Source organism: Rhodococcus yunnanensis NBRC 103083 (assembly GCF_001895005.1).
GTDB classification, from domain to species: domain Bacteria; phylum Actinomycetota; class Actinomycetes; order Mycobacteriales; family Mycobacteriaceae; genus Rhodococcoides; species Rhodococcoides yunnanense.
This window is the reverse complement of record NZ_BCXH01000001.1, coordinates 632,843-657,531: the sequence shown is the minus strand read 5'-3', so window position 1 is coordinate 657,531 and position 24,689 is coordinate 632,843. Positions and strand designations below refer to the sequence as shown.

At 64.6% G+C, this 24,689-nt stretch carries 23 protein-coding genes and 4 tRNA genes; 10 read left to right on the top strand and 17 right to left on the bottom strand.

Annotated elements, in window-relative coordinates; genetic code table 11:
- Positions 1-25: 25 nt before the first annotated feature.
- Complete coding sequence (locus RY1_RS02920; protein ID WP_072801967.1) at positions 26-889, bottom strand: helix-turn-helix transcriptional regulator; 864 nt, start codon at positions 887-889, stop codon at positions 26-28.
- Positions 890-992: 103 nt separating this feature from the next.
- Here RY1_RS02920 and RY1_RS02915 point away from each other — a divergent pair, with 103 nt between their 5' ends.
- On the top strand, positions 993-1,901 hold the full coding sequence (locus RY1_RS02915) for an SDR family NAD(P)-dependent oxidoreductase (RefSeq protein WP_174565304.1): 909 nt from the start codon (positions 993-995) through the stop codon (positions 1,899-1,901).
- Between the two features lie 44 nt (positions 1,902-1,945).
- On the opposite strand, the gene RY1_RS02910 is transcribed toward RY1_RS02915, so the two are convergent.
- The 4 genes from RY1_RS02910 to RY1_RS02895 form a co-directional block, all read right to left on the bottom strand.
- Positions 1,946-4,051, bottom strand: a complete 2,106-nt coding sequence (locus RY1_RS02910) for a 3-hydroxyacyl-CoA dehydrogenase NAD-binding domain-containing protein (RefSeq protein ID WP_072801966.1) — start codon at positions 4,049-4,051, stop codon at positions 1,946-1,948.
- The gene (locus RY1_RS02905) at positions 4,048-5,307 is read right to left on the bottom strand and encodes a thiolase family protein (protein WP_072801965.1); all 1,260 of its coding nucleotides are present in this window, start codon (positions 5,305-5,307) and stop codon (positions 4,048-4,050) included. Before RY1_RS02905 ends, RY1_RS02910 begins: the two co-directional genes overlap by 4 nt.
- 70 nt (positions 5,308-5,377) lie before the next feature.
- Positions 5,378-6,649: an HRDC domain-containing protein gene (locus tag RY1_RS02900; RefSeq protein WP_072801964.1), complete on the bottom strand. Its 1,272-nt coding sequence runs from the start codon at positions 6,647-6,649 to the stop codon at positions 5,378-5,380.
- A 41-nt stretch (positions 6,650-6,690) separates the two neighbouring features.
- Positions 6,691-7,290, bottom strand: a complete 600-nt coding sequence (locus tag RY1_RS02895; RefSeq protein WP_072801963.1) for a DUF3000 domain-containing protein — start codon at positions 7,288-7,290, stop codon at positions 6,691-6,693.
- Between the two features lie 149 nt (positions 7,291-7,439).
- Between RY1_RS02895 and hemE the strand changes: the two genes are divergently transcribed.
- Genes hemE through RY1_RS02870 form a run of 5 tightly spaced genes read left to right on the top strand, consistent with a single transcriptional unit; the run spans position 7,440 to position 13,620 of the window.
- Entirely contained in the window at positions 7,440-8,504 is a 1,065-nt protein-coding gene (hemE, locus tag RY1_RS02890; protein ID WP_072802282.1) for a uroporphyrinogen decarboxylase, read from the top strand.
- Complete coding sequence (locus tag RY1_RS02885) at positions 8,501-9,862, top strand: protoporphyrinogen oxidase (RefSeq protein ID WP_072801962.1); 1,362 nt, start codon at positions 8,501-8,503, stop codon at positions 9,860-9,862. The genes hemE and RY1_RS02885 overlap by 4 nt, the downstream gene beginning before the upstream one ends.
- Before the next feature lie 4 nt (positions 9,863-9,866).
- Positions 9,867-10,562, top strand: coding sequence for a hydrogen peroxide-dependent heme synthase (gene hemQ / locus RY1_RS02880; protein WP_072801961.1), 696 nt, complete (start codon positions 9,867-9,869; stop codon positions 10,560-10,562).
- Positions 10,559-11,275 carry an HAD family hydrolase gene (locus tag RY1_RS02875; RefSeq protein WP_072801960.1) on the top strand — a complete coding sequence of 239 codons (717 nt, stop codon included), beginning with the start codon at positions 10,559-10,561 and terminating at the stop codon, positions 11,273-11,275. The genes hemQ and RY1_RS02875 overlap by 4 nt, the downstream gene beginning before the upstream one ends.
- Positions 11,276-11,325: 50 nt before the next feature.
- Positions 11,326-13,620: a molybdopterin-dependent oxidoreductase gene (locus RY1_RS02870; RefSeq protein WP_169914563.1), complete on the top strand. Its 2,295-nt coding sequence runs from the start codon at positions 11,326-11,328 to the stop codon at positions 13,618-13,620.
- Here RY1_RS02870 and RY1_RS02865 read toward each other — a convergent pair.
- The 5 genes from RY1_RS02865 to RY1_RS02845 form a co-directional block, all read right to left on the bottom strand.
- A complete protein-coding gene (locus tag RY1_RS02865) occupies positions 13,601-14,059 on the bottom strand; it encodes a MaoC family dehydratase (protein ID WP_174565303.1) in 459 nt (152 codons plus the stop codon). The two genes, RY1_RS02870 and RY1_RS02865, sit on opposite strands and share 20 nt — an antisense overlap.
- An 80-nt stretch (positions 14,060-14,139) precedes the next feature.
- A complete protein-coding gene (msrB, locus tag RY1_RS02860) occupies positions 14,140-14,568 on the bottom strand; it encodes a peptide-methionine (R)-S-oxide reductase MsrB (RefSeq protein ID WP_072801959.1) in 429 nt (142 codons plus the stop codon).
- Between the two features lie 9 nt (positions 14,569-14,577).
- Positions 14,578-15,834, bottom strand: a complete 1,257-nt coding sequence (locus tag RY1_RS02855; protein WP_072801958.1) for a glycosyltransferase family 87 protein — start codon at positions 15,832-15,834, stop codon at positions 14,578-14,580.
- A 79-nt stretch (positions 15,835-15,913) separates the two neighbouring features.
- On the bottom strand, positions 15,914-17,473 hold the full coding sequence (locus tag RY1_RS02850) for an alpha/beta hydrolase (protein WP_072801957.1): 1,560 nt from the start codon (positions 17,471-17,473) through the stop codon (positions 15,914-15,916).
- Positions 17,474-17,486: 13 nt separating this feature from the next.
- Entirely contained in the window at positions 17,487-18,305 is an 819-nt protein-coding gene (locus tag RY1_RS02845) for a pyrimidine reductase family protein (protein ID WP_072801956.1), read from the bottom strand.
- 34 nt (positions 18,306-18,339) lie between these two features.
- Between RY1_RS02845 and zapE the strand changes: the two genes are divergently transcribed.
- Positions 18,340-19,356, top strand: coding sequence for a cell division protein ZapE (zapE, locus tag RY1_RS02840; protein WP_072801955.1), 1,017 nt, complete (start codon positions 18,340-18,342; stop codon positions 19,354-19,356).
- Positions 19,357-19,359: 3 nt separating this feature from the next.
- On the opposite strand, the gene RY1_RS02835 is transcribed toward zapE, so the two are convergent.
- From RY1_RS02835 to RY1_RS02805, 7 genes are all read right to left on the bottom strand, one after another.
- Complete coding sequence (locus RY1_RS02835) at positions 19,360-19,890, bottom strand: GNAT family N-acetyltransferase (RefSeq protein ID WP_072801954.1); 531 nt, start codon at positions 19,888-19,890, stop codon at positions 19,360-19,362.
- The gene (locus RY1_RS30435) at positions 19,887-20,339 is read right to left on the bottom strand and encodes a ribosomal protein L7/L12 (RefSeq protein ID WP_072801953.1); all 453 of its coding nucleotides are present in this window, start codon (positions 20,337-20,339) and stop codon (positions 19,887-19,889) included. Before RY1_RS30435 ends, RY1_RS02835 begins: the two co-directional genes overlap by 4 nt.
- Before the next feature lie 20 nt (positions 20,340-20,359).
- On the bottom strand, positions 20,360-21,049 hold the full coding sequence (locus RY1_RS02825; protein WP_072801952.1) for an alpha/beta hydrolase family protein: 690 nt from the start codon (positions 21,047-21,049) through the stop codon (positions 20,360-20,362).
- Entirely contained in the window at positions 21,042-21,269 is a 228-nt protein-coding gene (locus RY1_RS02820) for a hypothetical protein (protein WP_072801951.1), read from the bottom strand. The genes RY1_RS02825 and RY1_RS02820 overlap by 8 nt, the downstream gene beginning before the upstream one ends.
- A 127-nt stretch (positions 21,270-21,396) precedes the next feature.
- Positions 21,397-21,471: transfer RNA gene (locus tag RY1_RS02815), tRNA-Val, on the bottom strand.
- Positions 21,472-21,513: 42 nt separating this feature from the next.
- A tRNA-Cys gene (locus RY1_RS02810) sits at positions 21,514-21,584 on the bottom strand.
- Between the two features lie 36 nt (positions 21,585-21,620).
- Positions 21,621-21,692, bottom strand: a tRNA-Gly gene (locus RY1_RS02805).
- Positions 21,693-21,918: 226 nt separating this feature from the next.
- On the opposite strand from RY1_RS02805, the gene RY1_RS02800 reads away from it, so the two are divergent.
- The 3 genes from RY1_RS02800 to thrS all read left to right on the top strand — a co-directional run bounded on the left by RY1_RS02800 (position 21,919) and on the right by thrS (position 24,686).
- Positions 21,919-21,990 (top strand) — tRNA-Val (locus RY1_RS02800).
- Between the two features lie 133 nt (positions 21,991-22,123).
- Positions 22,124-22,525, top strand: a complete 402-nt coding sequence (locus tag RY1_RS02795; protein WP_072802279.1) for a TIGR02611 family protein — start codon at positions 22,124-22,126, stop codon at positions 22,523-22,525.
- Positions 22,526-22,628: 103 nt separating this feature from the next.
- Positions 22,629-24,686, top strand: coding sequence for a threonine--tRNA ligase (gene thrS, locus RY1_RS02790; RefSeq protein WP_139279719.1), 2,058 nt, complete (start codon positions 22,629-22,631; stop codon positions 24,684-24,686).
- Positions 24,687-24,689: the final 3 nt, after the last annotated feature.

Below are 24,689 nucleotides of genomic sequence, written 5' to 3'. Positions count from 1 at the left end.
ACTCTGTGACGCGTGTCTCGTGTGGTCACCGACGCGCCCCGGCAGCGCCCGCCGCAACGCGCAGGAAATCGAGCTTGTCCGCATCGGGGCTCGCCGTGGCTGCGGTGTAGACCACGAGCCGAACGTCCGATCCGGGAGCATTCAGCACGTCGCAGTCGAGTGTGATGTCACCGGCGTCGTGATGGTGGATCGTCTTGCGTTCGCTGCTGTGCACGGCAACCGGTCCCGACGTCCACAGCGAGTCGAAGTACGGGTTCTCGCTGCGTAGTTCGCCGACCAACGCGGTCAGTGTCGGATCGTTGGGGTAGGTCGCCGCCGCGACACGAAGGTCGGCCACCAGTGCGTGCGCGAGGTGTTCGAGGCCGCCGGACTGGGTGGACGGAGAAAACACTGTCCTCGCTCGGTCGTCGGCACCGAACAGTGCGCGGACGAGATTGCGCTGCGCGAGGGGAATGCCGCCGGGGTCGCCGTGCAATGCTGCCCACATCGGGTTCCAGGCAAGAAGATCCCAGTCGGCGGCGAATACACCCACCGGAATGTCGCCGAGTCGGCTCACGAGCCGACCTATCCCGGGTGTGACGAGTCTGCTGACGTGCGTGTCGCTGGGAGGCAGCAAGCCTGCACATCGATACAGGTGGTCGCGCTCGGAGCGGTCGAGTTGCAGAGCACGCGACAGTGCTGCCGCCACCTGCGCCGAGGGGTTGGTGGCTCGACCCTGTTCGAGTCGAACGAGATAGTCGACCGACAGGCCGGCGAGCTGGGCGAGTTCTTCGCGGCGCAGGCCACTGGTTCGTCGGCGTGCGCCGACAGGCATGCCCGCGTCGGCCGGGGAGAGTCGGTCCCGCCAGCCCCGCAGAACGGTGCCCAGATCCGATGCGGTGGTCGTCACCGATCAATCATGGCCTGGATTTCTCGCGGCATCCTGGTATTGCTGGTCCCACCGTCCGTCGGGGTGATGGTGAAGGGGGGATCTCGATGCGACTGTGAAGTCCATGACCGGAAACACCACACACACGATCGTCATGACGGGCGCCAGCAGGGGCATCGGAGCGGTCGCTGCGGAGAAGATTCTGCGTGACGACCCACTGGCACATCTGGTCGTTCTCGGGCGCGGCCGCGGCCTGGCACTGCCGCGCACGATCTTCGTGGAGACGGACCTGGCCAGTACCTCCGCGACGGTGTCTGCCGCACGTGAGGTGTCGGCACTGCTCGCGAGTGGGGATCTGCCGCCGCTCGTCGGCTTTCTCGGCAATGCAGGCATCCAGTACGCCGATGCCGAAACGGTGACGACGGACGGGTTGGAAGCCACATTCGCAGTCAATGTCGTCGCGAACCACGTGCTGATCGACTGGCTACGGGGCCATTTCGATGCGCAGTCGCGGATCGTGATCACCGTCAGCGACACACATTTCGGCGACCTCCGGCACAACCTGGGATTGGTGCCGGGGCCGGTGTGGAGTGCACCGGAGGTGCTTTCTCTTCCCGGGGCTTTCGCGAAGCCGAACTCTGTGACAGCTGGGAGAACTGCCTACTCGACCAGCAAGCTTGCCGCGATCTACCTGGTTCACGCGCTTGCGAGATCGGTGCCGCGCGGCGTGGACGTCGTCTCGTTCAACCCCGGATTCGTGCCGGGTACCGACTTGGCGCGCAATGCCGACGCGATATCGCGGTTCGTGATGAAGAGAGTCCTGCCGGTGATGACGAGAACTCGGTTCGCGACGACGCCTGCGCAGGCGGGAGCGGCATTGGCCGAGGTCATGTTGGGAACCGTCGCCGCAGGAAGCGGTGACTACGTCGACCGTCGCTGCGTCGTTCCCTCGTCGGACGAGTCGTACGACGAGAAGCGCGAGGACGAACTCATGGCTTTCCTGCGTGCGACGACGCCACCCGTGCGCGCGTAGTCGGTCTCCCGAGTCCTACGCGCGCACGAGCAGCGCAGCTGCCATCAGACGTTCGCGACGCCCTGCGCCAGGAAGCGTTTGCCGGTCACTGCTTCCGAGGTTCCGGTGCGATCCAGGTACGGGGTGATACCGCCGTTCCAGAAGCCGAAGCCGCCGCCGAGGAGCAGGCAGAGGTCGATGTCCTCGGGCGCTGCGACGACACCTTCGTCGAGCATGATGCGGATCTCGTCGGCGAATGCACGGCGAGTTCGATCGAGGACCTGCTCTGCCGTCGACGGAGAATCTCCCTGCGGCCACAGTGCGGCGACCTCGGGATCGACGACCTGGCCTTCGGGTCCGTACGTCCAGACACCTGGTTTCTTCGCCTCGACGAGAGCGCGGAACCCGGCGGAGTCCTTGAATCGCTCCGGGTAGGCCTCGGCCAATGTCTCTGCGGTGTGCAGTGCGACGGCCGGTCCGACGAGGGCGAGCAACGTCAAGGGGCTCATCGGCATACCTAGTTCGGCGACGGCTCCGTCCGCCACCGCGAAGGGGGTTCCTTCGTCGATCGCGGCGATTATCTCCCCCGATGCGCGGGTCACGAGACGGTTGAACACGAAGCCCGGGAGGTCGGCGGACAACACTGCCGACTTCTTGAGAGTCTTGGCCGTCGCGAATGCCGTTGCGAGCGTGGCGTCGTCGGTCTTGTCTCCCTTGACGACCTCCAGAAGCGGAAGCACGGCAACGGGATTGAAGAAGTGGAATCCGACGACCCGCTCCGGGTGCAACAGGTCCGCCGCCATCTTCGAGATGGACAGCGAGGAGGTGTTCGTCGCGAGAATCGTTTCAGGAGAGACGAATTCCTCGACCTCGGCGAACACCTTCTTCTTGACGTCGAGGTTCTCGAACACGGCCTCGATGACGAAATCGGCCTTCGCGAACGCGGCTTTGTCGATCGAACCCGACACGAGCGCCTTCAAGCGGTTGGCGGCGTCGGGGGACAGGCGCTTCTTGCCGAGGAGCTTGTCGATCTCGCCGTGCACGTAGCCGACGCCCTTGTCGATACGCTCCTGATCGATGTCGGTAAGGATCACCGGGACCTTCAGTTGGCGCACGAACAGCAGCGCGAGCTGGCTGGCCATGAGTCCAGCACCGACGATGCCGACGCCGGAGATCTTGCGGGCCAACGACTTGTCCGGCGCGCCTGCGGGTCGCTTTGCACGCTTCTGCACCAGGTCGAAGGCGTACAGGCCCGCGCGCAGTTCGTCCTTGACCAGCAGTGTCGACAATGCCTCGTCCTCGGCGGCGAATGCTGTGTCGAGAGACGCGGAGTCGGTGATATCGGTCGTCTTGGCGAGCTCGAGCAGTTCGACGGCTGCGACGGGGCCCGGTGCGAAGTTACCGGTCTTGCCTGCGACGATGCCCTTGGCCCGAGCGATGGCGTCGTCCCACGCCTGTCCGCGGTCGATCTCCGGACGGGCGGGTGTGATCTCGCCATTTATCACCTGAGCCGCCCATGCGAGCGACTGCTCGATGAAGTCGGCGCCGCCGAAGACGGCGTCGGCGATACCGAGATCGAGAGCCTGCTGCGGCTTCAGGGTTCGGTTCTGGTTCAGCGAGTTCTCGATGATCACCGTCACGGCGTTCGAGGCACCGATGATGTTGGGCAGCAACTGAGTTCCGCCCCACCCGGGTACCAGACCGAGGAACGCCTCGGGCAGTCCGAGCGCTGCTGCATTGTCGGCGACGGTGCGGTAGTGCGAGTGCAGGCCGACTTCGAGGCCTCCGCCGAGAGCCGCGCCGTTGATGAACGCGAACGTCGGGATCTCGGACTCGCGCAGACGTCGGAACACCTTGTGGCCGAGCTGCCCGATCTGCAGCGCCTCGTCCTTGGTCTTGATGTTCGGTACACCATTGAGATCGGCACCGACCGCGAAGATGAACGGCTTACCGGTGACTGCGATCGCGACGGGGTTCGCGGCGAACGCCTCGTCGAGCGCGGCGTCGAACTGCGTGAGTCCGCCGGGGCCGAACGTCGACGGCTTCGTGTGGTCGTAGCCGTTGTCCAATGTCACCAGGGCGATGGAGCCCTCGAGGCCGGGGACGGAGACGATCTTGGTGAACGCGTTCGTGACTACCTCGTCGCTGAACGCCGTTGTGATGTCGCTCATGCCTTCGCTCCTGCCGTCTGGGTCGTTCCTGCGGGCTTCACTCCTGCGTAGTCAGCGTGGATCGGGTTCTCCCAGATGACGGTTCCGCCCATGCCGAGACCGATGCACATGGTCGTCAGGCCGTAGCGGACGTCGGGACGCTGCGCGAACTGATGCGACAGCTGAGTCATGAGGCGAACGCCGGAGGACGCGAGCGGGTGGCCACAGGCGATGGCCCCGCCCCACTGGTTGACGCGTGGGTCGTCGTCGGCGATGCCGTAGTGCTCGAGGAACGCGAGTACCTGTACTGCGAACGCCTCGTTGATCTCGAACAGACCGATGTCGTCGATGCTCAAACCAGTACGGCCGAGCAGCTTTTCGGTGGCGGGAACGGGTCCGATGCCCATGACGGCTGGATCGACGCCTGCAAAGGAGAAGCCGACCATGCGCATTCCGACGTTCAGGCCGAGCTCGTGCGCGGTGTCCTCACCGGCGAGGATGGCGGCCGTGGCACCGTCGTTGAGACCCGCGGCGTTGCCTGCGGTGACGCGTCCCGCGGGGCGGAACGGGGTCTTGAGCTTGGCGAGGTCTTCGATGGTGGTGCCCGGGCGAGGCGGCTCGTCCTCGGTCGCCAGACCCCAGCCTGCGGCGGATTTGGTGGCGACGGGAACCAGGGTGTCGGCGATGTAGCCGGCTTTCTTCGCTGCGTCGTACTTGTCCTGGCTGCGGACGGCGTAGGCGTCGGTGCGGTCCTTGGTGATGGACGGGAAGCGGTCGTGCAGGTTCTCGGCCGTGTTGCCCATGACCAGCGCACTCGGGTCGACGAGTCGATCGGCGAGGAAACGCGGGTTCGGATCGACGCCTTCGCCCATTGGATGGCGGCCCATGTGCTCGACGCCGCCTGCGATGACGACGTCGTACTGACCGAAGCCGATGCCGGAGCCGGTGGTGGTGACCGAGGTCATCGCCCCGGCGCACATGCGGTCGATGGCGAACCCGGGGACGCTGCGCGGCAGTCCCGCGAGCAATGCGGACGAGCGACCGATGGTCAGGCCCTGGTCACCGGTCTGCGTGGTCGCGGCGATGGCGACCTCGTCGATCCGCTCGGGCGGGAGGTTCGGGTTCTTGCGGAGCAGTTCGCGGATTGCTTTGACGACGAGGTCGTCGGCACGGGTGTCGGCGTAGATGCCCTTAGGGCCGGCCTTGCCGAACGGGGTGCGGATGCCGTCGACGAACACGACATTTCGCTGTGAGCTGGTGGACGCGGGTACAGACACGCTTCGATCCTCCCGACAGATGCGGACAGTTGCCCGGCCGACGCCGGGCTTCCGTCTACTCTAGCCGGTATTACTCGCCGGTAACTTGTTCAGGGGTCAAAGCGGCCGCGAGGACCGGTACGACCAGCTCACGCTGCCATGCCCGAGCCCGGCCCTCGGCGAGCCGCGTGTCGATGATCACGGGAGCGTCGACCGGGTCGACGGGCTTCCAATCCCACACCACCCGTCGCAGCACATCGGGCATCAAGAGGTTCTCGACCGGAACGGCGACGCTCTCGCTCAGCTCGGTCATCGCAGCGCGCACCGATGCGAGACGTTCGGCGGCATCGGGGTCTCGTCGAGCCCATCGATTGACCGGAGGCGGACCGTCGAACGGCGCGGACTTCGGTGGCAGCTCGCGCGCATCGAGGTTTCGTGCACGCTCGATCGCGGTGATCCATACCTTCGACGACCGACGCTGACGTGGTCCGCCGAACACGGAAATGGCGCGGAGCTCGTTCTCGGTCTTCGGGTCCGCCGTCGCCGCCGCGACGATCGCCGAATCGGGAAGCACCCGGCCCGCCGCGATGTCGCGGCGCTGAGCGATCTCGTCCCTGGTCTGCCACAGCTCACGTACCGTGGCAAGTACGCGCTGAGACTTGATCGCGTGTATCCCCGATGTGCGACGCCATCTGTCCGGCTTGGGCTTCGGCGGTCCAAGGGTGAGGATGTGCTCGAACTCCTGGCGAGCCCATTCGGACTTTCCCTGATCTTCGAGTTCGACCGCCATGGCGTCGCGCAGTTCGAGGAGTACCTCGACGTCGAGTGCTGCATAGTTGAGCCACGTGTCGGGCAGCGGCCGCGTCGACCAGTCCGCGGCTCCGTGTCCCTTCTGCAGAGACAGACCGAGTACGCGTTCCACGATGGGGCCGAGCCCGACGCGTTCGAATCCGGCGAGACGCCCTGCCAGCTCGGTGTCGTACAGCGTGGCCGGAACCAGACCGAGTTCGGCAAGGCCGGGCAGATCCTGATCGGCAGAGTGCAACACCCATTCGAGCGGATTGATCACCTCGGCCAACGGGGCCAGTGAATCGGTGACCGGAATCGGGTCGAGAAGCACCGTTCCGGCGCCGCGGCGCCGAAACTGCAGAAGGTAGGCGCGCTGTGAGTAGCGGAATCCGGATGCTCGCTCGGCATCGACGGCCAGCGGACCCTCCCCGCTCGCGAGCAGAGCTGCAGCTGCCTTCACCGCGTCGGCGGAGGCGACGACGTCGGGTACGCCGTCGGCAGGTGCAAGGAGGGGAACCGCGCTCGGAACGTCGTCCGCCACGTCCGAGGCGTCGTTGGAACTCGTCGCTGACATGAGAGGTGACTCTAAGCCCTCGTGGGCGACGGCGACACCAACTACGTGCGGTTCGCGGTGCGTCCTCGGAGATCGGTGATGCCTGCAGGTGGAAGCCCGGCGGCGTAGGCCAGAACCTCGCAGAACGCCTCCACGTGCGCGGCGAGCTCGACCGACGTTGCAGTCCACGATGCTCGCAATTCGAGCTGATGAGCTTTCGGTGGACCTGCGATGTCCCCGTACCGCACCGAGCTCGTGGACGTCACCGTGCCGCCGAGCGCGTTGAGGGGCTCGTTCCTGGTCTCGAGTGCGTCGACGAGCCAGCTCCACCCGACCTCGGGCAACAAGGGATCCGAGGCGAGAGATTCGTCGACGTCGGCCTGTATGTAGGCGACAAGTCGCATCGTGCCGTTCCACGCTTCGTCACCGTCGGGGTCGTACAGCAGGATCAGTCGACCGAACGCGTCACCGTCGGATTGTTCTTCGACGTCCTCGTCCGAGGAATGCTGCACCTCGGCCCCGATCGCGTAGCTGAACGGCGCAAGACGCTGCGGAGGCCGAATAGGTCCGATTTCGATGGCCGGATGCACGACAGCCCGGTGCATCGCCTCGATCGCCGATCGAAAAGGCGCAGGCTCGGCAGCGGATCCGGGTTTGGTCACGACATCGGACGTTAGACTTCTCACGTTCGCGTTGGTCGGAGGCGCGCCGAATCGGAATCAACCTGCAACCGGCCGCCGGGGGACTCCCCGGAGCGACGGTCGGACCTGCATGAGCGCACTGTTCGAGTCGCGTGGCAGCATGGAAGCCGATGAACACCGACACGCCTTCGTCCCGACGTCAGCTGCCCGATGCGCCGTTGTTGGCCGCAATCGCCGGACGTGAAACATCGCGGCGACCGGTGTGGTTCATGAGACAGGCCGGACGCTCGTTGCCCGAGTACCGCAAGATCAGGGCCGGGATCGGGATGCTCGATTCGTGCTTCACCCCGGACCTGGTCGCCGAGATCACCCTGCAGCCTGTTCGGCGGCACGATGTGGATGCAGCAATTCTGTTCTCCGACATCGTCGTTCCGCTCAAGGCTGCGGGCATCGATCTCGACATCGTCGCCGGGACCGGCCCTGTCGTCGCCAATCCGATTCGTTCGGCCGCCGACGTCGCCGCGTTGCCGAAGTTGAGTGCCGATCAGGTCGAGCCGGTATCGCAGGCCGTCGCATTGTTGACCCGCGAACTCGGACAGACGGCACTCATCGGGTTCGCCGGTGCGCCGTTCACGCTCGCCTCGTATCTGGTCGAAGGTGGACCGAGCCGCAACCACGAGAAGACGAAGGCGCTGATGCGCTCGGATCCGCAGACGTGGCACGCGTTGCTCGTGGCACTGGCGGATACGACCATCACCTTCCTGCATGCGCAGTTGGCAGCCGGAGTCGACGCGGTGCAACTGTTCGATTCATGGGCAGGCGCGCTGTCCCTTGCCGACTATCGCGAGTTCGTGCTCCCGCATTCGAGAAAGGTGTTCGACGCCGTCACGCCGGCAGGAGCGCCGAAGATCCACTTCGGCGTGGGTACCGGCGAACTGCTCGGTGCAATGGGTGAGGCGGGTGCCGACGTCGTCGGTGTCGACTGGCGAATCCCCCTCGACGACGCGGTTCGGCGCGTCGGGCCAGGAAAGGCGTTGCAGGGCAACCTCGATCCGGCCGTGCTGTTCGCTGGATGGGACGCCGTCGAGAGCGAGGTGCGGCGCATCGTCGCCGAAGCCGATCGAGCGGTGGAGGCAGGGGCGAGAGGGCACGTGTTCAACCTCGGGCACGGCGTACTTCCCGATACCGATCCGGACATCCTGACCCGAGTCGTGGAGTTGGTGCACTCGCTGTGACGTCCGGGACGCGTCGGGTTGCTGTGGTCGGAGGTGGCATAACGGGTCTCGTGGCGGCGTACAGAGCACGCTGCGCACTCGGGCCCGACGCCGAGATCATCGTCGTCGAAGCGTCCGACCGGCTGGGCGGCACGCTGCGGACCGTGCAGGTCGGCGGCGGGGCCCTCGACGTCGGAGCAGAGGCGTTCCTCGGGAGGCGACCGGAGGTCCCCGCGTTGATGGCCGAGTTGGGGCTCGCCGACGAACTGGTACATCCTGCGGGCAGACGGCCCCTGATCTATGCCGATAGCGGGCTGCATCCGCTTCCGGCGGCGACATTGATGGGCATCCCGTCCTCCGCGGCCTCGCTCACCGGACTCGTCGACGACGAGTCCCTGCGGACTGTGAAGGCAGAGACGGACACCCCGATTTCCTGGGACCGCGACCGAGATGTCAGCGTCGGTGAGCTCGTCGGATCACGATTCGGCGAGCAGGTACTGCGTCGGTCGGTCGATCCGTTGCTCGGCGGCGTGTACTCGGGACTGTCCGGCTCCATCGGTGTGCGAGCGGCTCTGCCGTCCCTCGCGGCCGCGCTCGACGGCGGTGCGCGCAACCTCACCGAGGCGGTGAACGCAGCACTCCCGAAGCCAGGTACCGGACCTGTGTTCGGCGCCCTGCGTAGCGGGTACGGCGCTCTGATCGACGCGCTCGTGGTGGCCGCGCATGCCCGAACGGTGACGGGCACACAGGTCGAGTCCATCGTGGGGGAACGGCGGGGCTGGAGAGTCGACCCGATCGGACATGTGGACACCGTCATCTTGGCGGTCCCCGCGCCTGCACTGGCCGCAATCCTGGCGGACACGGTTCCCGACGCCGCCGACGCGGCAGCGGAGATCGAGCTCGCATCCTCGGTCGTGGTGGCCATGTCGATTCCGGCTGGGGTCGAGCTTCCGGACAACTCCGGGATACTCGTCGCCACCGACGCCGGCCTCTCGGTCAAAGCGTTCACGCTGTCCAGCCGAAAATGGCCCCACCTTGCCGGTCGAGGCGAACCGGTGCTGCGCGCGTCGCTCGGACGATTCGGTGACGACGCGCCGCTGGCGATGTCGGACGAGAAGCTTCTCGAACTTGCCGTGGAGGATCTCCGCACCGCAACCGGGCTCGACGCGGCACCTACCGCAGCCGTGGTCCAGAGATGGCACGGCGGCCTCCCTCAGTACGCGCCCGGCCACCTGGGCAGGGTGGCGGCGATCGAAGCGGCGGTGCGGGACGTTCCAGGACTGGCAGTTGCGGGAGCCTGGAGTCACGGGGTCGGGGTACCCGCGTGCGTCGCATCGGCCACCAGGGCCGCCGCCGAAGTGTGCGGGGTGGCACCATAGGGGCATGGCACGCCTCGACTACTCAGCGCTCAATTCGACTCTCCGCTACCTGATGTTCTCCGTGTACAAGGTCACCCCAGGTGTTCTGGGCGACGACCGCGCCGAGGCCGCGAAGGAGGCCCGCGCGTTCTTCGAGGGCCAGGAGGACAAGGGTGTCGCGGTCCGCGGCGTCTACGACGTCGCAGGCCTACGCGCCGACGCCGATTTCATGGTGTGGACACACGCCGAACGAATCGAGGATCTGCAGGCGGCGTACTCGGATTTCCGCCGCACCACCGCACTGGGTAGAGCGAGCACGCCGGTGTGGAGCAACTCCGCGTTGCACCGCCCCGCCGAGTTCAACAAGAGCCATGTCCCGGCCTTCATCGCGGGCGAGGACCCTGGTGCCTACATCTGTGTCTACCCGTTCGTTCGCTCTATCGACTGGTACCTGCTTCCCGACGAGGAACGTCGCACGATGCTCGCCGATCACGGCAAGGCCGCGCGCGGGTACAAGGACGTCCGGGCGAACACCGTTCCGGCGTTCGCTCTCGGAGACTACGAATGGATTCTGGCGTTCGAAGCGCCCGAGCTCGACCGCATCGTGGATCTGATGCGTGACCTGCGGGCCACCGAGGCGCGCCGGCATGTACGCGAGGAGACCCCGTTCTTCACCGGCCCCCGTGTGGACGTCGAGGCGCTCGTCGCATCACTGCCATGACCGATCGCAGCATCGAGGCGGTCATCTTCGACTTTTCCGGAACGCTCTTTCGTCTCGACGAGGACGATTCGTGGTTCGACGGCGTCACCAACGCGGACGGCACCCCGGTGGACGGACATCACGCTGCCGAACTCATGCGCCGAATGACCGCACCTGTCGGTGAGGTGGTCGAATTCGACGACGACACCCGCCACGCCTGGCGACACCGCGATCTCGACCCGGCGCTGCACCGCAAGGCGTACCTGCACGTGCTGCGCGAGTCCGGAGTCCATGACCCGGCACACGCGGACTCCGTGTACGGCCGCGTCATCGATCCGTCCAGTTGGACACCGTATCCCGATACCGCGGCAACGTTGAAACTGCTCGCTGCGCAGTCGATTCCGGTCGCCGTACTCAGCAACATCCCCTTCGATATCAGGCCGGCCTTCGCACGCCTCGGCCTCGACGAGTACGTCGCCGAGTTCGTGTTGTCCTTCGAGGTGGGTTTCGTCAAACCTCAGCCCGAGATATTCCGGCACGCAGTGGACCGGCTCGGTGTCGATCCGGCCCGCACGCTCATGGTCGGCGACAGTGAGGAAGCGGACGGCGCCGCACGGGTTATCGGATGCTCGTTCGCTCTCGTCGAACCACTTCCGACGCGGGACAGACCGACAGCACTGCTCGGGGCGCTGGAAAGCAACGGGGCACTGGAAAGCAACGGCATCGACTCGTGAGCAGTTCTCTCGGTCGCTCCGCAGGCGCCACTTCTGGCGCCGCTCAGCACATGGCTCACTGGGGCATGTTTCGTGCCTCGGCGTCGGGCGGTGAGATCACCGAGGTTCATCCGGAAGCCGGTGACGCGAGTCCGTCGCAGGTGCTGGGGAACGTCCCGGGATCCGTTCGGCACCGGTCCCGTATCACCGGTCCAGCGGTGCGACGCGGATGGCTCGAGAACGGGCCGGGCCCGAGCGAGAAGCGAGGGTCCGACGACTACGTTGCCGTGTCGTGGGACGAACTCACCGACCTGCTCGCCGCCGAGTTGAGGCGAGTGGTCGATCGATACGGAAACGAATCGATCTACGGCGGCTCCTACGGGTGGGCCAGTGCCGGCCGATTCCACCACGCCCAGAGTCAGGTTCATCGCTTCCTGAACTGCATCGGCGGATACACCCGCTCGGTCAACAGTTATTCCACCGGCGCAACCAGTGTCGTCATGCCGCACGTGCTCGGCGCGCACTGGCAGATGTTCTCGCGTTCCACTTCGTGGGACGTCATCGCCGACAACACCGATCTCCTCGTCGCCTTCGGCGGCGTTCCGGTGAAGAACACCTCCGTCAATCACGGTGGTACGTCGAATCATCCGACGGAAGGGGCGCTGAACGCGCTTCGTGCACGCGGCGGAAAGATCGTGACCGTCAGCCCCCTGCGCGACGACATGACGGGCAGTGCAACCTGGTTGGCGCCGATCCCTGGCAGTGATGTCGCCGTCATGCTCGGGCTCGCACACGTACTGGTGACCGAAGGGCGCCACGACACAGGATTTCTGGACACGTACTGCACCGGGTACGAGAAATTCGAGCGATACCTGCTCGGTGCAGTCGACGGCGTCGCGAAATCCGCTGCATGGGCTGCGCAGAGATCAGGGCTTCGCGAAGACGAGATCGTGGCTCTCGCCCGCGACATGTCGTCGCGTCGCACACTGGTGACGGTCACCTGGTCGTTGCAGCGGATCAAGAACGGAGAGCAGGCGCCGTGGATGGGACTGACCCTGGCGGCGATGCTGGGCCAGATCGGTATTCCCGGCGGCGGATTCGGTCATGGCTACGGTTCGATGAACGAGCCGGGTCTGGCGCCTGTGCCGTACCCGCTGCCGACGTTGCCTCAGGGCCACAACCCGGTGGCCACGTTCATTCCGGTGGCGGCCATCTCGGAGATGCTGCTGAATCCGGGCGCCCTGTTCGAGTACAACGGCGACACTTCGGTCTACCCGGACATCAAGCTCGTGCACTGGGCCGGCGGCAACCCGTTTCACCATCATCAGGATCTGGGGCGCCTTCGCCGTGCACTGACGCGGCCCGACACCATCGTCGTGCACGACCCGTACTGGACACCGATGGCAAAACATGCCGACATCGTCGTACCGTCGACCACGTCTCTCGAACGCAGCGACATCAGCTGCACTCGCAACGATCCGTTGCTCGTCGCGATGCAGCCGGCCGTTCCGCGGTTCGCCGACTCTCGCGACGATTACGACACGTTCGCTGCGGTCGCCGAAAAGATGGGATGCGCACAGGAATTCACCGAAGGGCGGACGTCGGGGGAGTGGATTCGGCACCTGTACAGGCAGTGGCAGGGCTATCTCCGAAACAGCGGTGTCGACACACCGAGCTTCGACGATTTCTGGCGCGACGGGTCCGTGGCCATGAACACCGAAGACAGGCTGACACTGTTCGAGGACTACCGCAGAGATCCGGTGAAGAACGCCCTTCGAACCCCGAGCGGAAGGATCGAGATCTTCTCCGAGGTCATCGACGGGTTCGGGTACGAGGACTGCGCCGGGCACCCGGCGTGGTTCGAGCCGACGGAATGGCTCGGCGGCGAACGCGCCGAGATGTTCCCACTGCACTTGATCGCAAACCAGCCCCGTACCAGGCTGCACAGCCAACTCGACCACGGTGCCACGAGTCAGGCGTCGAAAGTGCAGGGGCGCGAACCGATTCGAATGCACTCTTCGGCAGCATCGGCTCGTGGTATTGCCGATGGCGACGTGGTGCGGGTGTTCAACGACCGCGGCGCGTGCCTGGCAGGCGTCGTCGTGGACGACGGGATGCTCGCCCGTGTCGTGCAGCTGTCCACCGGTGCCTGGTACGACCCGGTCGATGCGGCGGACACCGCCTCGATGTGCAAGCACGGCAACCCGAACGTGCTGACCCCCGATGTCGGTGCGTCGTCGCTGTCGCAGGGATGTACCGGGCAGCACGTTCTGGTGCAGATCGAACGCTACGACGAAGAATTGCCGCCGATCACTGCGTTCGATCCGCCCCAAGTGATCGACAGAGTCAGAACACCACTCGTGTGATGGTTGCCGAGACGAGTGCCGGCTTGGTCTCTCCTTCGATCTCGAGGGTGGCGGTGGCCACGATCTGAAGTGCTCCGCCCGAGACCTCCTCGACGGACGTCAGAGTCGTCTGCAGCCGTACGTGTGCCCCCACCTTGACCGGGTTGATGAAACGAACCTTGTCCGAGCCGTAGTTGATGCCGAGCTTGACGTTCTCGATGACGTAGATCTGCTGGTTGAGCAGCGGGATGAGCGACAGACTGAGGTAACCGTGAGCAACGGGAGCACCGAACGGGCTTTCCTTCTTCGCACGTTCGACGTCGACGTGGATCCACTGGTGATCCCCGGTCGCATCGGCGAAGGTGTTGACACGCTCCTGCGTGATCTGCAACCAATCGCTGGTTCCCAGGTCCTCGCCGACCGCTGCTTTCAACTGTTCTGGTGATGTGAAGGTACGCATTAAATGATTATGCGGCTTCGCCGACCGTGCGCGCAGAGTAGGTCCCCGTATCGACTACGCGCACACCGGCGCCGAGCATCTCACTCGGCAGGCGCAAGCACCAGAGAGATCGAGTTGATGCAGTAACGCTGGTCGGTGGGAGTCGGGTAGCCCTCACCTTCGAAGACGTGGCCGAGGTGGCTGTGGCAGTTCTTGCAGATCACTTCCACTCGGCGCATACCGAGCGTGTTGTCCTCGTTGAGGATGACCGCGTCGCTGTCCGCGGGATCGAAGAACGACGGCCATCCGCAGTGGGATTCGAACTTCTCGGTGCTGCGGAACAGCTCGGCATCACATGCGCGGCAGTTGTACACGCCTTCGGTGGTGGTGTCGGTGTACTCGCCGACGAAGGGACGCTCGGTGCCGGCCTCGCGAAGGACCGCGTACTCGTCGGGCGTCAGCTTCGCGCGCCATTGCTCGTCGGTGAGTTGGACGGCGGGAGTGGGATTGTTGTCGGTCGCAGAACTCATGCCTACACGCTAATACGAATCCGAGACCTTCGTCGTCTTGGCTGGTCGATCGTCCAGGAGAAGGTAGTCGGGTTCGATTCCGCGATCGAGCCGGCCGTCGTGTCGCGCCGCGAAATAGCGGCCGACGAGAACACCGAAGATCACGATGATGAGCAGGCTCCAGCCGAATGTCGTCCGCATGTAGTCGAATGCCCTGCCCGCCGTGTAGAAGCGACCGGACAGCCAGCGGTCGTAACTCATGAAGCCGTAGATGGCGAGCCAGGCAGGCCAGTTCCTGAGGAGGGAATTCTTCAGCACGACAGTCATCAGCAGCGGGAAGAGCATCATCGAGTAGTACATCTGGCCCAGCGATCCGAGCAGCCAGTGCGCCGTCAGGACCAGACCCGATGTCGTCGCGATGAAGAACAGCCGATCCTCACGACAGTAGCGATAGAGGAGCCACAGAGAGACGAGCACCATGATGCCGAGGACTCCGCGGATGCCGAAGATCATCCATTCCGGGAGTCCGTAATAGCGGCCGTTGCCGACAACAGCACTGTTGAAGTAGTCGCGGGACTCCAGCAGATAGGGCGCGGTGCGACGAACGAAGTCCATCGGATCGACGGACAGCGGCCACGCGATCGCAGTGATGACGAGCGGAACGGCAACGGCGGTGACGAACACCTTCCACTGCTTGGTCATCAGAGGGATGATCAGCAGCGGCACCAATATGGGTTTGACGACGATGGTCAGGCCGATGACCACACCGGCCCACAAGTCCTTGCGCTGCAGCAGGAAGTAGACGAACGCGACCTCGCCAAGTAGCACGAAGCCGTTGAAGTTGGTGAAGACGAGCGTGTTGGTGACCGTCTCGCTGGCGAACGCCGCAAGCAGTACTGCCGGAGCCGCCACCGAGTCGAGGCCGTAACCGAAGATGCGGATCAGGAAATACAGCGCAAGCACAATCGCCGCCGCGCTGGCCAGTATGAACAGCCAGCGAGACCTCTCGGGGTCGATGACGGCGATCGGCGAGAGCAACATCGTCGCGCCCGGTGGGTACAGGTAGTGCGGATCCACCGAATCGAAGTTGGCGGTGTACACCGGCTCGCGGTTCAAGAACGCGAGTGCCGCCTTGTAGACAGGGTTGAAATCGTCGGTGATGTCACCGTTGACCGCTCGAACGAGCACGCGATTGAGCACCGTCATGATGGCGAACGGCCACAACGCGAACTTGACTACATCAGCGGTGGACCGGCCGTTACGCGGCTCGAGAAAGCTTAGTGACACCCGGGAACGGTACCTTGACCCGCTTCAGCTGCTGCTCGGACACCCCGCGTGATGCTCCGTCACCGACAGGTATCTTTCGTCACGACGGACACGCGCTTCCGTCCGGCGGGAGAGACCCGTCCGCTGCGTATGCGGCGACGGCCGTTTGAGCGCACCCCGATCCTCCCAGCACGGGATGGCCTGCACCCTGCCATGTCATCGATGCCGAACGTGCGCCGGTCGATGCGACCAGACCGGTAACACTGGCGAACCCCGCATTGCCGACCATCGGGTCACCGGCGCCGCTGAGTTCGAGGACGGGGACCGCGATCGACGCAGGCAGCGGCGTAGGAGGCGCGGTGGGCCACGACGAGCAGGTGAGCGCCACCAGCGCCGCATCCGTCCCGAAGGTCGGGTATCGCTCGGACCACGCCGCGGATACGTCTCGGACGGCCTGCGGTGACGGCCATTGCCGGCCGTCGGTACATGCCGCGACGAACTGCCCGTCGGTCCCGTATGCAACTGCCGCCCGAGACGCGAGTTGACGAAGCGGTGCGAGGTCACCGGACCGCGCCGCGGACAACGTGTCGGACAGATCGAGCGTCCGACGGGAGGCATCCCCGGCGGTCGATGCGAGCGCGTATGCGATGCCGTCGAGTACCTCGTGCGTGGACAACAGCGAGAGTAATCCGTTCGTAGCTCGCCCGATCAGATCGGACACCGCGTTTCGTGGGTCCTGCCCCAGTGAGCAGTCGAGTGCGCGGCATCTCTCGGCGAACGCGGCGAAGGCGGCTTCGCGCCCCTGTGTCTTCTGCTCGGCCAGGGTCATCTGGTCGACGCCTGTTCCCGTGGGTGAGTCCAGTACCAGCCTCGAAACCCGATCCGGGTACTGGGCGGCGAAGGCCAGTGCCGTCGACGCGCCGTTTCCGGTTCCGATGAGACCGAGCGTCTCCACCCCCCATGCCATCCGAAGCTGCTCGAGGTCGTCCGCTGCGTAACTCGTGGCGAATGCCAGCTCCTGAGGCTGCAACAGATCGGTGCATTCGATCGTCGCGTCGCGACCTGCATCGACTGCTCGGTCCTCGGCGTCACCCGATGACACCGCGAACTGGCCGAGGTCTGCCAGGGTCACCCGAGTGTCGGGCTTGATGCAGTCGACGGCGGTGGACCGGCCGATCCCGCGCCTGTCCACCGCCACGATCGGGTGTGATCGAAGGAGGGTCGGGCTCTGGCCGGCCGCGATATCGGCGAGCGTCGCGATCGAGGACCGATCGGCACCCGAGGTCAATACGAGCGGGCCTGCATCCACGGGAGTGTCGTTAGTTCGTGCACGCATGGCGCCGACCGAAAAGGTCCCGAACATCGTTCCCGACGCGTCGACCGGCGACTCGAAATCTGCGCAGTCGAGGACCAGTCCCGGTGTGCCCGGCTGCAGCCCGTACAGGTCGAGCGTGCTCTGCGTGCAGTCGGTCCACGCCAGCTCGTCGACAGGAACTTCGAGGTCGGGGATCTCCGGTGCCGTGTCGGTCGTCGCCTGGTCGGGTTGACCGGGGGAGTTCTGCTCGACTGCGACCTCCGGCCGATCCGATGGGCCTGCGGTGCATGCTGCCGCGAACACCGCCACGGACACGACAGCGAGCAACGATCGTATGTGCGTCACGCTGCGAGGCTATCTACTTTTCGGACCGACTACTTTCGGCGACATCGCGACTGCGGGTTCTGACCCACCGGGTCAGCACCGTTCCGTCGTCGTCGGCGATGACATGGGCACGTTTCATTGCATGCAACGAGGCGGTGCTCGAACGAGAAATTCGGCCGGCCGACCCACCGACCACCACCGGTGACGTCGTCAGGCACACCTCGTCGACCGCGTCGTCGTCGAGAAAGGTTCCGAACAAGCCGGGGCCGCCTTCGAGCAGAATTCGTCGGTGGCCTGCGGAGTCCAGAATCTCCGACACGCCGGATGCAAACACTGCGTCGGTTTTCAGAGCGAACACCGACGCTCCGGCGTTCTGCAGACGGCGTCTGGCGTCGGCAGGCGCCGATGTGGTGGTGATGATCGTCGGGGGTACGTCGGTATCGGTGAACAATCGTGATCTGGGATCCAGGGATGCCGACCCCGTGACGACGACGACCGGCGGAACTGGCTGTTGCCCCAATGCCACCCGCCGCGCCCTGGCCCACTCCGGCAGCCGCACGCCGCCGTAGTTCTCGCTCCTGGCGGTTCCTGCGCCGACCACGACGGCGTCCGCGGCGCCCCGGAGGACGTCGAACACTCTCTTGTCCGCCGGGGTACCCAATCCCGCCGACGCCCCGTCCGCAGTGACGGCTCCGTCGATGCTGGACACGAAATTGACGCGGATCCAAGGCCTGGTCAGGGCTTCGGGATAGGCATACGCTCGGAGCACTGCGTCGTCGTCGAGTTCGGCTCCCACCGTAGGCGCCGAACCTTCGCGCGGTGTGAAGTAGGTCGCAATATCCAGTAGCCGCATAAATAAGATGAGAACACGTCGTTACGCTCACCGAATGCCTGCACGTCTAGTCGACCGCAATCCCGTGGTGCCCTCCGATCAACTGATCGCTCAGATGATTCCACCGGCCATGTTCGACGACGTCAGTTTCTCCTCGTACATTCCCGACCCGAACGAGCCCAGCCAGTCCGAGGCCGTCGCGAAAGCCGAGGAGTTCTCGCAGAAGGTAGCCAAGATCCGCGGCAAGGGTGGCAAGCGCGGGTTGTTCGGCAAGAAGACCCCGGCAACCGGCGCGGGCCTGTATCTCGACGGTGGATTCGGTGTGGGTAAGACTCACCTTCTGGCATCGATCTTCCACAGCGTCCCCGAACCCAAGGCGTTCGGAACATTCGTCGAGCTGACGCACGTCGTCGGCGCCCTTGGCTTCAACAAGGCGCTCGAAGAGCTCTCCAACCACAGTGTGCTGTGTATCGACGAGTTCGAGCTCGACGATCCGGGCGACACCATGCTCGTCTCGCGCCTGCTGTCGGAACTGTCCGCTCGTGGCGTGTCGATCGTCGCGACGTCCAACACCTTGCCCGGTCAGCTCGGTGAAGGCCGTTTCGCTGCCGCCGATTTCCTTCGCGAGATCAAGAAGCTCGGATCGATCTTCGAGACCATTCGTGTCGACGGTCCCGACTACCGCCACCGCGATCTGCCACCCGCGCCCGATCCGACGTCGGAGGTAGAGCTGATCGAGCGCGCCGAGCAGATCGACGGCGCCACACTCGACGACTTCGACGAGTTGTTGGCGCATCTGAGCACCCTGCATCCGTCGCGCTACGGCAAACTGCTGGACGGCGTCAGTGCGGTGTTCCTGAAGAACGTCCATCCCGCAGCCGACCAGTCCGTCGCACTTCGGCTCGTCGTGCTCGCCGATCGCTTGTACGACGCGAGCATCCCGGTGACGTCGTCAGGGGCACGGCTCGACGAGATTTTCACCGAGGAAATGTTGGCAGGCGGCTACCGCAAGAAGTACTTGCGCGCGACATCGCGTCTGCTCGCACTATCGCGTTTCGCCGCTGTCGGCTGACGGCTACAGGGCCCGTTCCATCACGAAGTCGTCGTGAGTCTCTGCGCCCACGGTGAACGTCTTCGTCCCGACGACCGCGAATCCGTGCTTGGCGTAGAAGCGTTGTGCCCTGGAATTGTATTGATTGACCCCGAGCCACATGCCGGCGCACCCTGCGTCCACAGCGCAGGCCGATGCGGCGCGCATCAGTTCGGCCGAGACGCCGCTTCCGTGATGCCCGGGCATCACGTACATCTTCGACAATTCCATGGTGGGGGAGTGCGCGAGCACAGACGAGATGGCAGGGTCGACCGGATCTCCATGGATCAGCATTGCGTAGCCGACGATCGAATCGTCCTCGCGCGCAGCAAGAATCGTTCGGGTGGGATCACTGAGGTAGTCGCCGAACCGGCTGTGAGACAGGACGTCGTCGATGAACGACTCGATCGACTCGCGAGAGGACCCGGGCGGGCATGCCAGTGGGAACGTCACCGCGGCAACGTCGGCGATCTGCTCTGCTTCCCATAGACCCGCTGCACTCACCGTGACGGTCACAATCGATCCACCGCTTCCTTGGCCTCGCGTAGCGACAATTCGGTACGGGCACGCAGAAGCTTGATGGCCGCGATCGTCTTGCCCTCGGTCTTGAGCGCACGGAGTTTCGGAATGATGTCCTCCCACGCGCCGGTGTCGAGTCCGGTGGTGTCGCTGTACACACCAGGGGTGGGAAGGGGGTTACCACGCTCGACCGACTCGACGGCGTTCTTGGCTTCCTGCAGGCCGACGCCAGTGCGCTCTCGGAACAGTTTGATCGCGTGAATCTTCTTCTTCTCGCCGACGAGGCGGTAGATCTCGTCGCGAGCATGACTGTCGAGACCGGCCAACATCAGCTGAGCGGTGGCTGCGCGGTTGTCGGTCGGGCTGCGTCGCGCCAACAACCATGCCGCGAGAACTGCGGCATCGGCGAGAACCAACGCGACGACGAACCATCCCCAGGTGGGCATAGCTCAAGTAGAACATTCGACTAGCGCGAAGTTGCCGTCCGGTCCCGAGTGGCCAATGCGAAGAACGTCGACGCTGCGGTCACCGTCGTCTTGGCTGCAGCATGCTTGGCTGCGGACAGGTCGTGGCCGGCGCCGTCTACCAGGACGAGCTCGGTCCGTGCCGGTACGAGAGCGAGGGCATCACGCAGTTCTTCGGGTGCGCCGAACGGGTCCCTGGTTCCCGACACCGCGAACGTGGGGACGGTGATGTCCGGAAGATGCGCGGTACGTGCCTTCTCCGGCTTTCCCGGTGGGTGCAGGGGATAGGACAGCAACAGCAATCCCTGCGCGAGGTCGGGCTGTTCCGCACAGATCATCGACGCCTGGCGGCCGCCGTAGGAGTGGCCACCGACCAGGAGCGGCCCGGTCCCCGCTGCCAGGTCGGCCAGCCGGCGAGCGGCCGAGACGATACTTGCGCGATCGGTGTCGGCTTTCGAGCTGTGCGGTGGGCCTTTCGGCTTCGACCGCCGGAATGCAAGATCGAATCGTAGAACCAGCAACCCCGCCGACGACCACCGATCGGCAATGTCGACGAGGATCCGTGCATCGCAGTTTCCACCTGCACCGTGCGTCAGAGCGAGTGCGCCCACGGGTTGTCCGGGCGGAGCATGGAGGAATCCGCGCACATCGGCATCCTCGACGACGGTGATGCCGTGTGGATGGTCAGTCATCGGCGGAAGTGTCCGGCTTCAACTCGCCGTTCTCGTCCACCATCTCGGAAAACGCGGTACCCGAGACCATCCCATCGGTGCCGGGAAGAGTGACCGTGGGCCGTGCGCCTGGTTCGTATCTCGCGTCGATACCCGCGACTTCCTCTTCGGCGCGCCGACGCGACTCCTCGTCGACGGACACTTCGTTCGAATCGCTTCCCGCGTGATCCTTGTCGGCCATGGGGCGTCCTTTCGCTCTGCGGCATTCACCCCAGAGTGCACCGATATGACCTCGATCACCACTCGCAACGCCACAGAGAGTGAAGACGACGAAAAAGCCCCGGCACGAATGCCGGGGCTTTTGTCGATGGTGCGCGATACTGGGATTGAACCAGTGACCTCTTCCGTGTCAGGGAAGCGCTCTCCCGCTGAGCTAATCGCGCATGTACTGACGTCGAAGGCTCGGGAACCTTCATCTCTTTACGAGGTGGAGACGGGAATCGAACCCGTGTGCACGGCTTTGCAGGCCGTTGCCTCACCACTCGGCCACTCCACCATGGGCCGTGGTTCTCTTTCAGTGCCCCGGTCCTCGAGCGGATGACGGGATTCGAACCCGCGACCCTCACCTTGGCAAGGTGATGCGCTACCACTGCGCCACATCCGCATGCTCCTCGGAGGAAGTTGCTGTCTCCGTGGTGCGGTGAAAACATTAGACCACCTCCTGTTGAACTCACAAATCAGCTGGTCAAGCGCGGATTTCGAGTATTCTTCCTACGTGGATGCGTCGTTTCCGGTGGTTTGGCGCCTCCCGTAATCCAGCAGGAGGCGATTCGAGATTCGAATGGCATACGTGTTAATGTTCTGCCTCGTCCGAACGAGCTTGCCTGTTCGGTCCCGTGGCTCAGTGGAAGAGCGTCCGCTTCACACGCGGAAGGTCGCTGGTTCGATCCCAGCCGGGACCACAAAGTTTCCTGCATACAGACCCCGCACCCCATCGGTGCGGGGTTTTTCGCATTTCGGCGTCGGTAACCTGATGACGTGACCGCAGACGACGCCAGAACCGAAGAACCTCAGCGGGACGAGGACGACAGCGTCATGGACCGTGTCGCCGAGCGTCGACGCCGCATTCGCGCGAAGATCGCGTCGAACCCGGCCTTGGACCTCGCCTACCGGATCACGATCGGGGTGGTCGGACTCGTCGTACTGGGACTGGGCATTCTTGCGATCCCGTACCCAGGTCCTGGCTGGCTGATCGTGTTCGCCGGCCTCGGCATCCTGGCATCGGAGTTCACCTGGGCGCACCGACTACTGAAGTTCGCGCGCAAACACTACGACCGGTTCATGGAGTGGTTCGGCCGCCAGTCCATCGTCGTCAAGGCGTGCGGGGTGTTGCTCACGACGGGGATCGTGCTGGTGACGTTGTGGTTGCTGGGGACACTCTCGCTCGTCGGTGGATGGATCGGTCTCGACTGGAGCTGGTTGGCCAGTCCGGTGTAGGCGCGCTGTGCGATGTGACGGGAAGTCCGCGGCTTCCAGCCGATAGGCTGTCATCGGCCTTACCCGGCCGCGACGAACAATCGAGGAGCACATCGCTGTGAGCATGCCCGTAACCGCAGTCTTGCCCGCCCGCATCATGGTGCCGGCAGGAACGACCGCCGGAACGGCGCTACGGGAGACCGGGTTGCCCAACAAGGGTCCCGACGCGATCGTCGTCGTGCGCGACGCCGACGGGAAATTGCGCGATCTGTCCTGGGCGCCCGAAGGCGATGTCGAGGTCGAGCCCGTTCCGGCGAACACCGAAGACGGTCGAAGCGTGATCCGGCATTCGGCCGCGCACGTTCTCGCTCAAGCCGTGCAGGAGCTCTTCCCGACTGCGAAGCTGGGCATCGGTCCGTTCATCAAGGACGGCTTCTACTACGACTTCGACGTCGAGCAGCCCTTCACTCCCGAGGACCTGACCGCTCTCGAGAAGAAGATGAAGCAGATCGTCAAAGCAGGTCAGCGCTTCTCTCGCCGCGTGTACGAGTCGATCGATCAGGCGCGCGAGGAATTGGCGAACGAGCCGTACAAGCTCGAACTGGTCAACGACAAGTCCGGCATCGACGATCCCGAGATCATGGAGGTCGGTGGCGGCGAGCTCACTGCCTACGACAATCTCAATCCCCGCACCGGAGAGCGCATCTGGGGCGACCTGTGCCGCGGCCCGCACATCCCGACCACCAAGTACGTGCCTGCCTTCAAGCTGACTCGCAGCTCGGCTGCGTATTGGCGTGGCAATCAGGCCAACGCCGGACTGCAACGCATCTACGGGACCGCGTGGGAATCGACCGAGGCTCTCGACCGTCATCTCGAGCTGTTGGCCGAAGCTGAGCGACGCGACCACCGCAAGCTCGGGTCGGAACTCGACCTGTTCAGCTTCCCCGACGAGCTGGGATCCGGACTCCCGGTGTTCCATCCCAAGGGCGGAATCATCAGGAACGAGCTGGAGAACTATTCGCGTCAGAGGCACATCGAAGAGGGCTACGACTTCGTCAACACCCCGCACATCACCAAAGGGCATCTGTACGAGGTCTCCGGCCACCTCGACTGGTACCGCGACGGAATGTTTCCGGCGATGCACCTCGACGCCGAACTCGACGAGCACGGTGCGGTACGCAAACCCGGCCAGGACTACTACCTCAAACCGATGAACTGCCCGATGCACAACCTGATCTTTCGCTCGCGGGGCCGTTCCTACCGTGAACTCCCGCTGCGCTTGTTCGAATTCGGGACGGTCTATCGCTACGAGAAGTCCGGTGTCATCCACGGGTTGACTCGTGTGCGCGGAATGACCCAGGACGACGCGCACATCTTCTGCACCCGGGAGCAGATGCGTGGTGAGTTGACCAGCACCCTCGAATTCGTGCTGGGCCTGCTCAAGGACTACGGCCTCGACGACTTCTACCTTGAGCTGTCCACTCGTAACCCCGACAAGTCGGTCGGCAGCGACGAGGTGTGGGAGGAAGCGACCAACACTCTCGCCGAGGTGGCGGCGGCGTCGGGCCTCGATCTGGTTCCCGATCCGGGCGGTGCAGCGTTCTACGGTCCGAAGATCTCCGTGCAGGCCAAGGACGCGTTGGGGCGCACTTGGCAGATGTCGACCATCCAGCTCGACTTCAACCTGCCCGAGCGTTTCGAGCTCGAATACACCGGGTCCGGCGGCGTCAAGGAACGTCCGGTGATGATTCACCGCGCACTCTTCGGCTCGATCGAGCGATTCTTCGGTGTGCTCACCGAGCACTACGCAGGCGCATTCCCGGCATGGCTCTCACCGGTTCAGGTCGTCGGTATTCCGGTCGCAGAGGTGCATCAGGACCACTTGTTCGCCGTGATCGCCGAGCTGAAGAAGCGTGGTATCCGCGCCGAGGTCGACGCGAGCGACGACCGCATGCAGAAGAAGATCTTCAATCAGACGGCCCAGAAGGTTCCGTTCATGCTTCTCGCAGGTGAGCGCGACGTCGAAGCGGGAGCCGTCAGTTTCCGGTTCCGCGACGGTACTCAGGTCAACGGCGTTCCGACGGCGCAGGCAGTCGACCTGATCGCCGACTGGGTGGCAGCGCGCGCCAACGTATCTCCGACTGCCTCGCTCGTTCTTCCCGACACGTCAGGAGTGAGCTGAACA

Coding starts and splice junctions, on each gene's coding strand:
- RY1_RS02910 (WP_072801966.1), bottom strand. CDS start 4,051: ATGAGCGACATCACAACGGCGTTCAGCGACGAGGTAGTCACGAACGCG.
- msrB (WP_072801959.1), bottom strand. CDS start 14,568: ATGAGTTCTGCGACCGACAACAATCCCACTCCCGCCGTCCAACTCACC.
- RY1_RS02845 (WP_072801956.1), bottom strand. CDS start 18,305: ATGCGGCTACTGGATATTGCGACCTACTTCACACCGCGCGAAGGTTCG.
- RY1_RS02795 (WP_072802279.1), top strand. CDS start 22,124: ATGGACCGTGTCGCCGAGCGTCGACGCCGCATTCGCGCGAAGATCGCG.
- RY1_RS02900 (WP_072801964.1), bottom strand. CDS start 6,649: ATGTCAGCGACGAGTTCCAACGACGCCTCGGACGTGGCGGACGACGTT.
- RY1_RS02870 (WP_169914563.1), top strand. CDS start 11,326: ATGGCTCACTGGGGCATGTTTCGTGCCTCGGCGTCGGGCGGTGAGATC.
- thrS (WP_139279719.1), top strand. CDS start 22,629: ATGCCCGTAACCGCAGTCTTGCCCGCCCGCATCATGGTGCCGGCAGGA.
- hemQ (WP_072801961.1), top strand. CDS start 9,867: ATGGCACGCCTCGACTACTCAGCGCTCAATTCGACTCTCCGCTACCTG.
- RY1_RS02915 (WP_174565304.1), top strand. CDS start 993: ATGACCGGAAACACCACACACACGATCGTCATGACGGGCGCCAGCAGG.
- zapE (WP_072801955.1), top strand. CDS start 18,340: ATGCCTGCACGTCTAGTCGACCGCAATCCCGTGGTGCCCTCCGATCAA.
- RY1_RS02865 (WP_174565303.1), bottom strand. CDS start 14,059: ATGCGTACCTTCACATCACCAGAACAGTTGAAAGCAGCGGTCGGCGAG.
- RY1_RS02820 (WP_072801951.1), bottom strand. CDS start 21,269: ATGGCCGACAAGGATCACGCGGGAAGCGATTCGAACGAAGTGTCCGTC.
- RY1_RS30435 (WP_072801953.1), bottom strand. CDS start 20,339: ATGCCCACCTGGGGATGGTTCGTCGTCGCGTTGGTTCTCGCCGATGCC.
- hemE (WP_072802282.1), top strand. CDS start 7,440: ATGAACACCGACACGCCTTCGTCCCGACGTCAGCTGCCCGATGCGCCG.
- RY1_RS02875 (WP_072801960.1), top strand. CDS start 10,559: ATGACCGATCGCAGCATCGAGGCGGTCATCTTCGACTTTTCCGGAACG.
- RY1_RS02825 (WP_072801952.1), bottom strand. CDS start 21,049: ATGACTGACCATCCACACGGCATCACCGTCGTCGAGGATGCCGATGTG.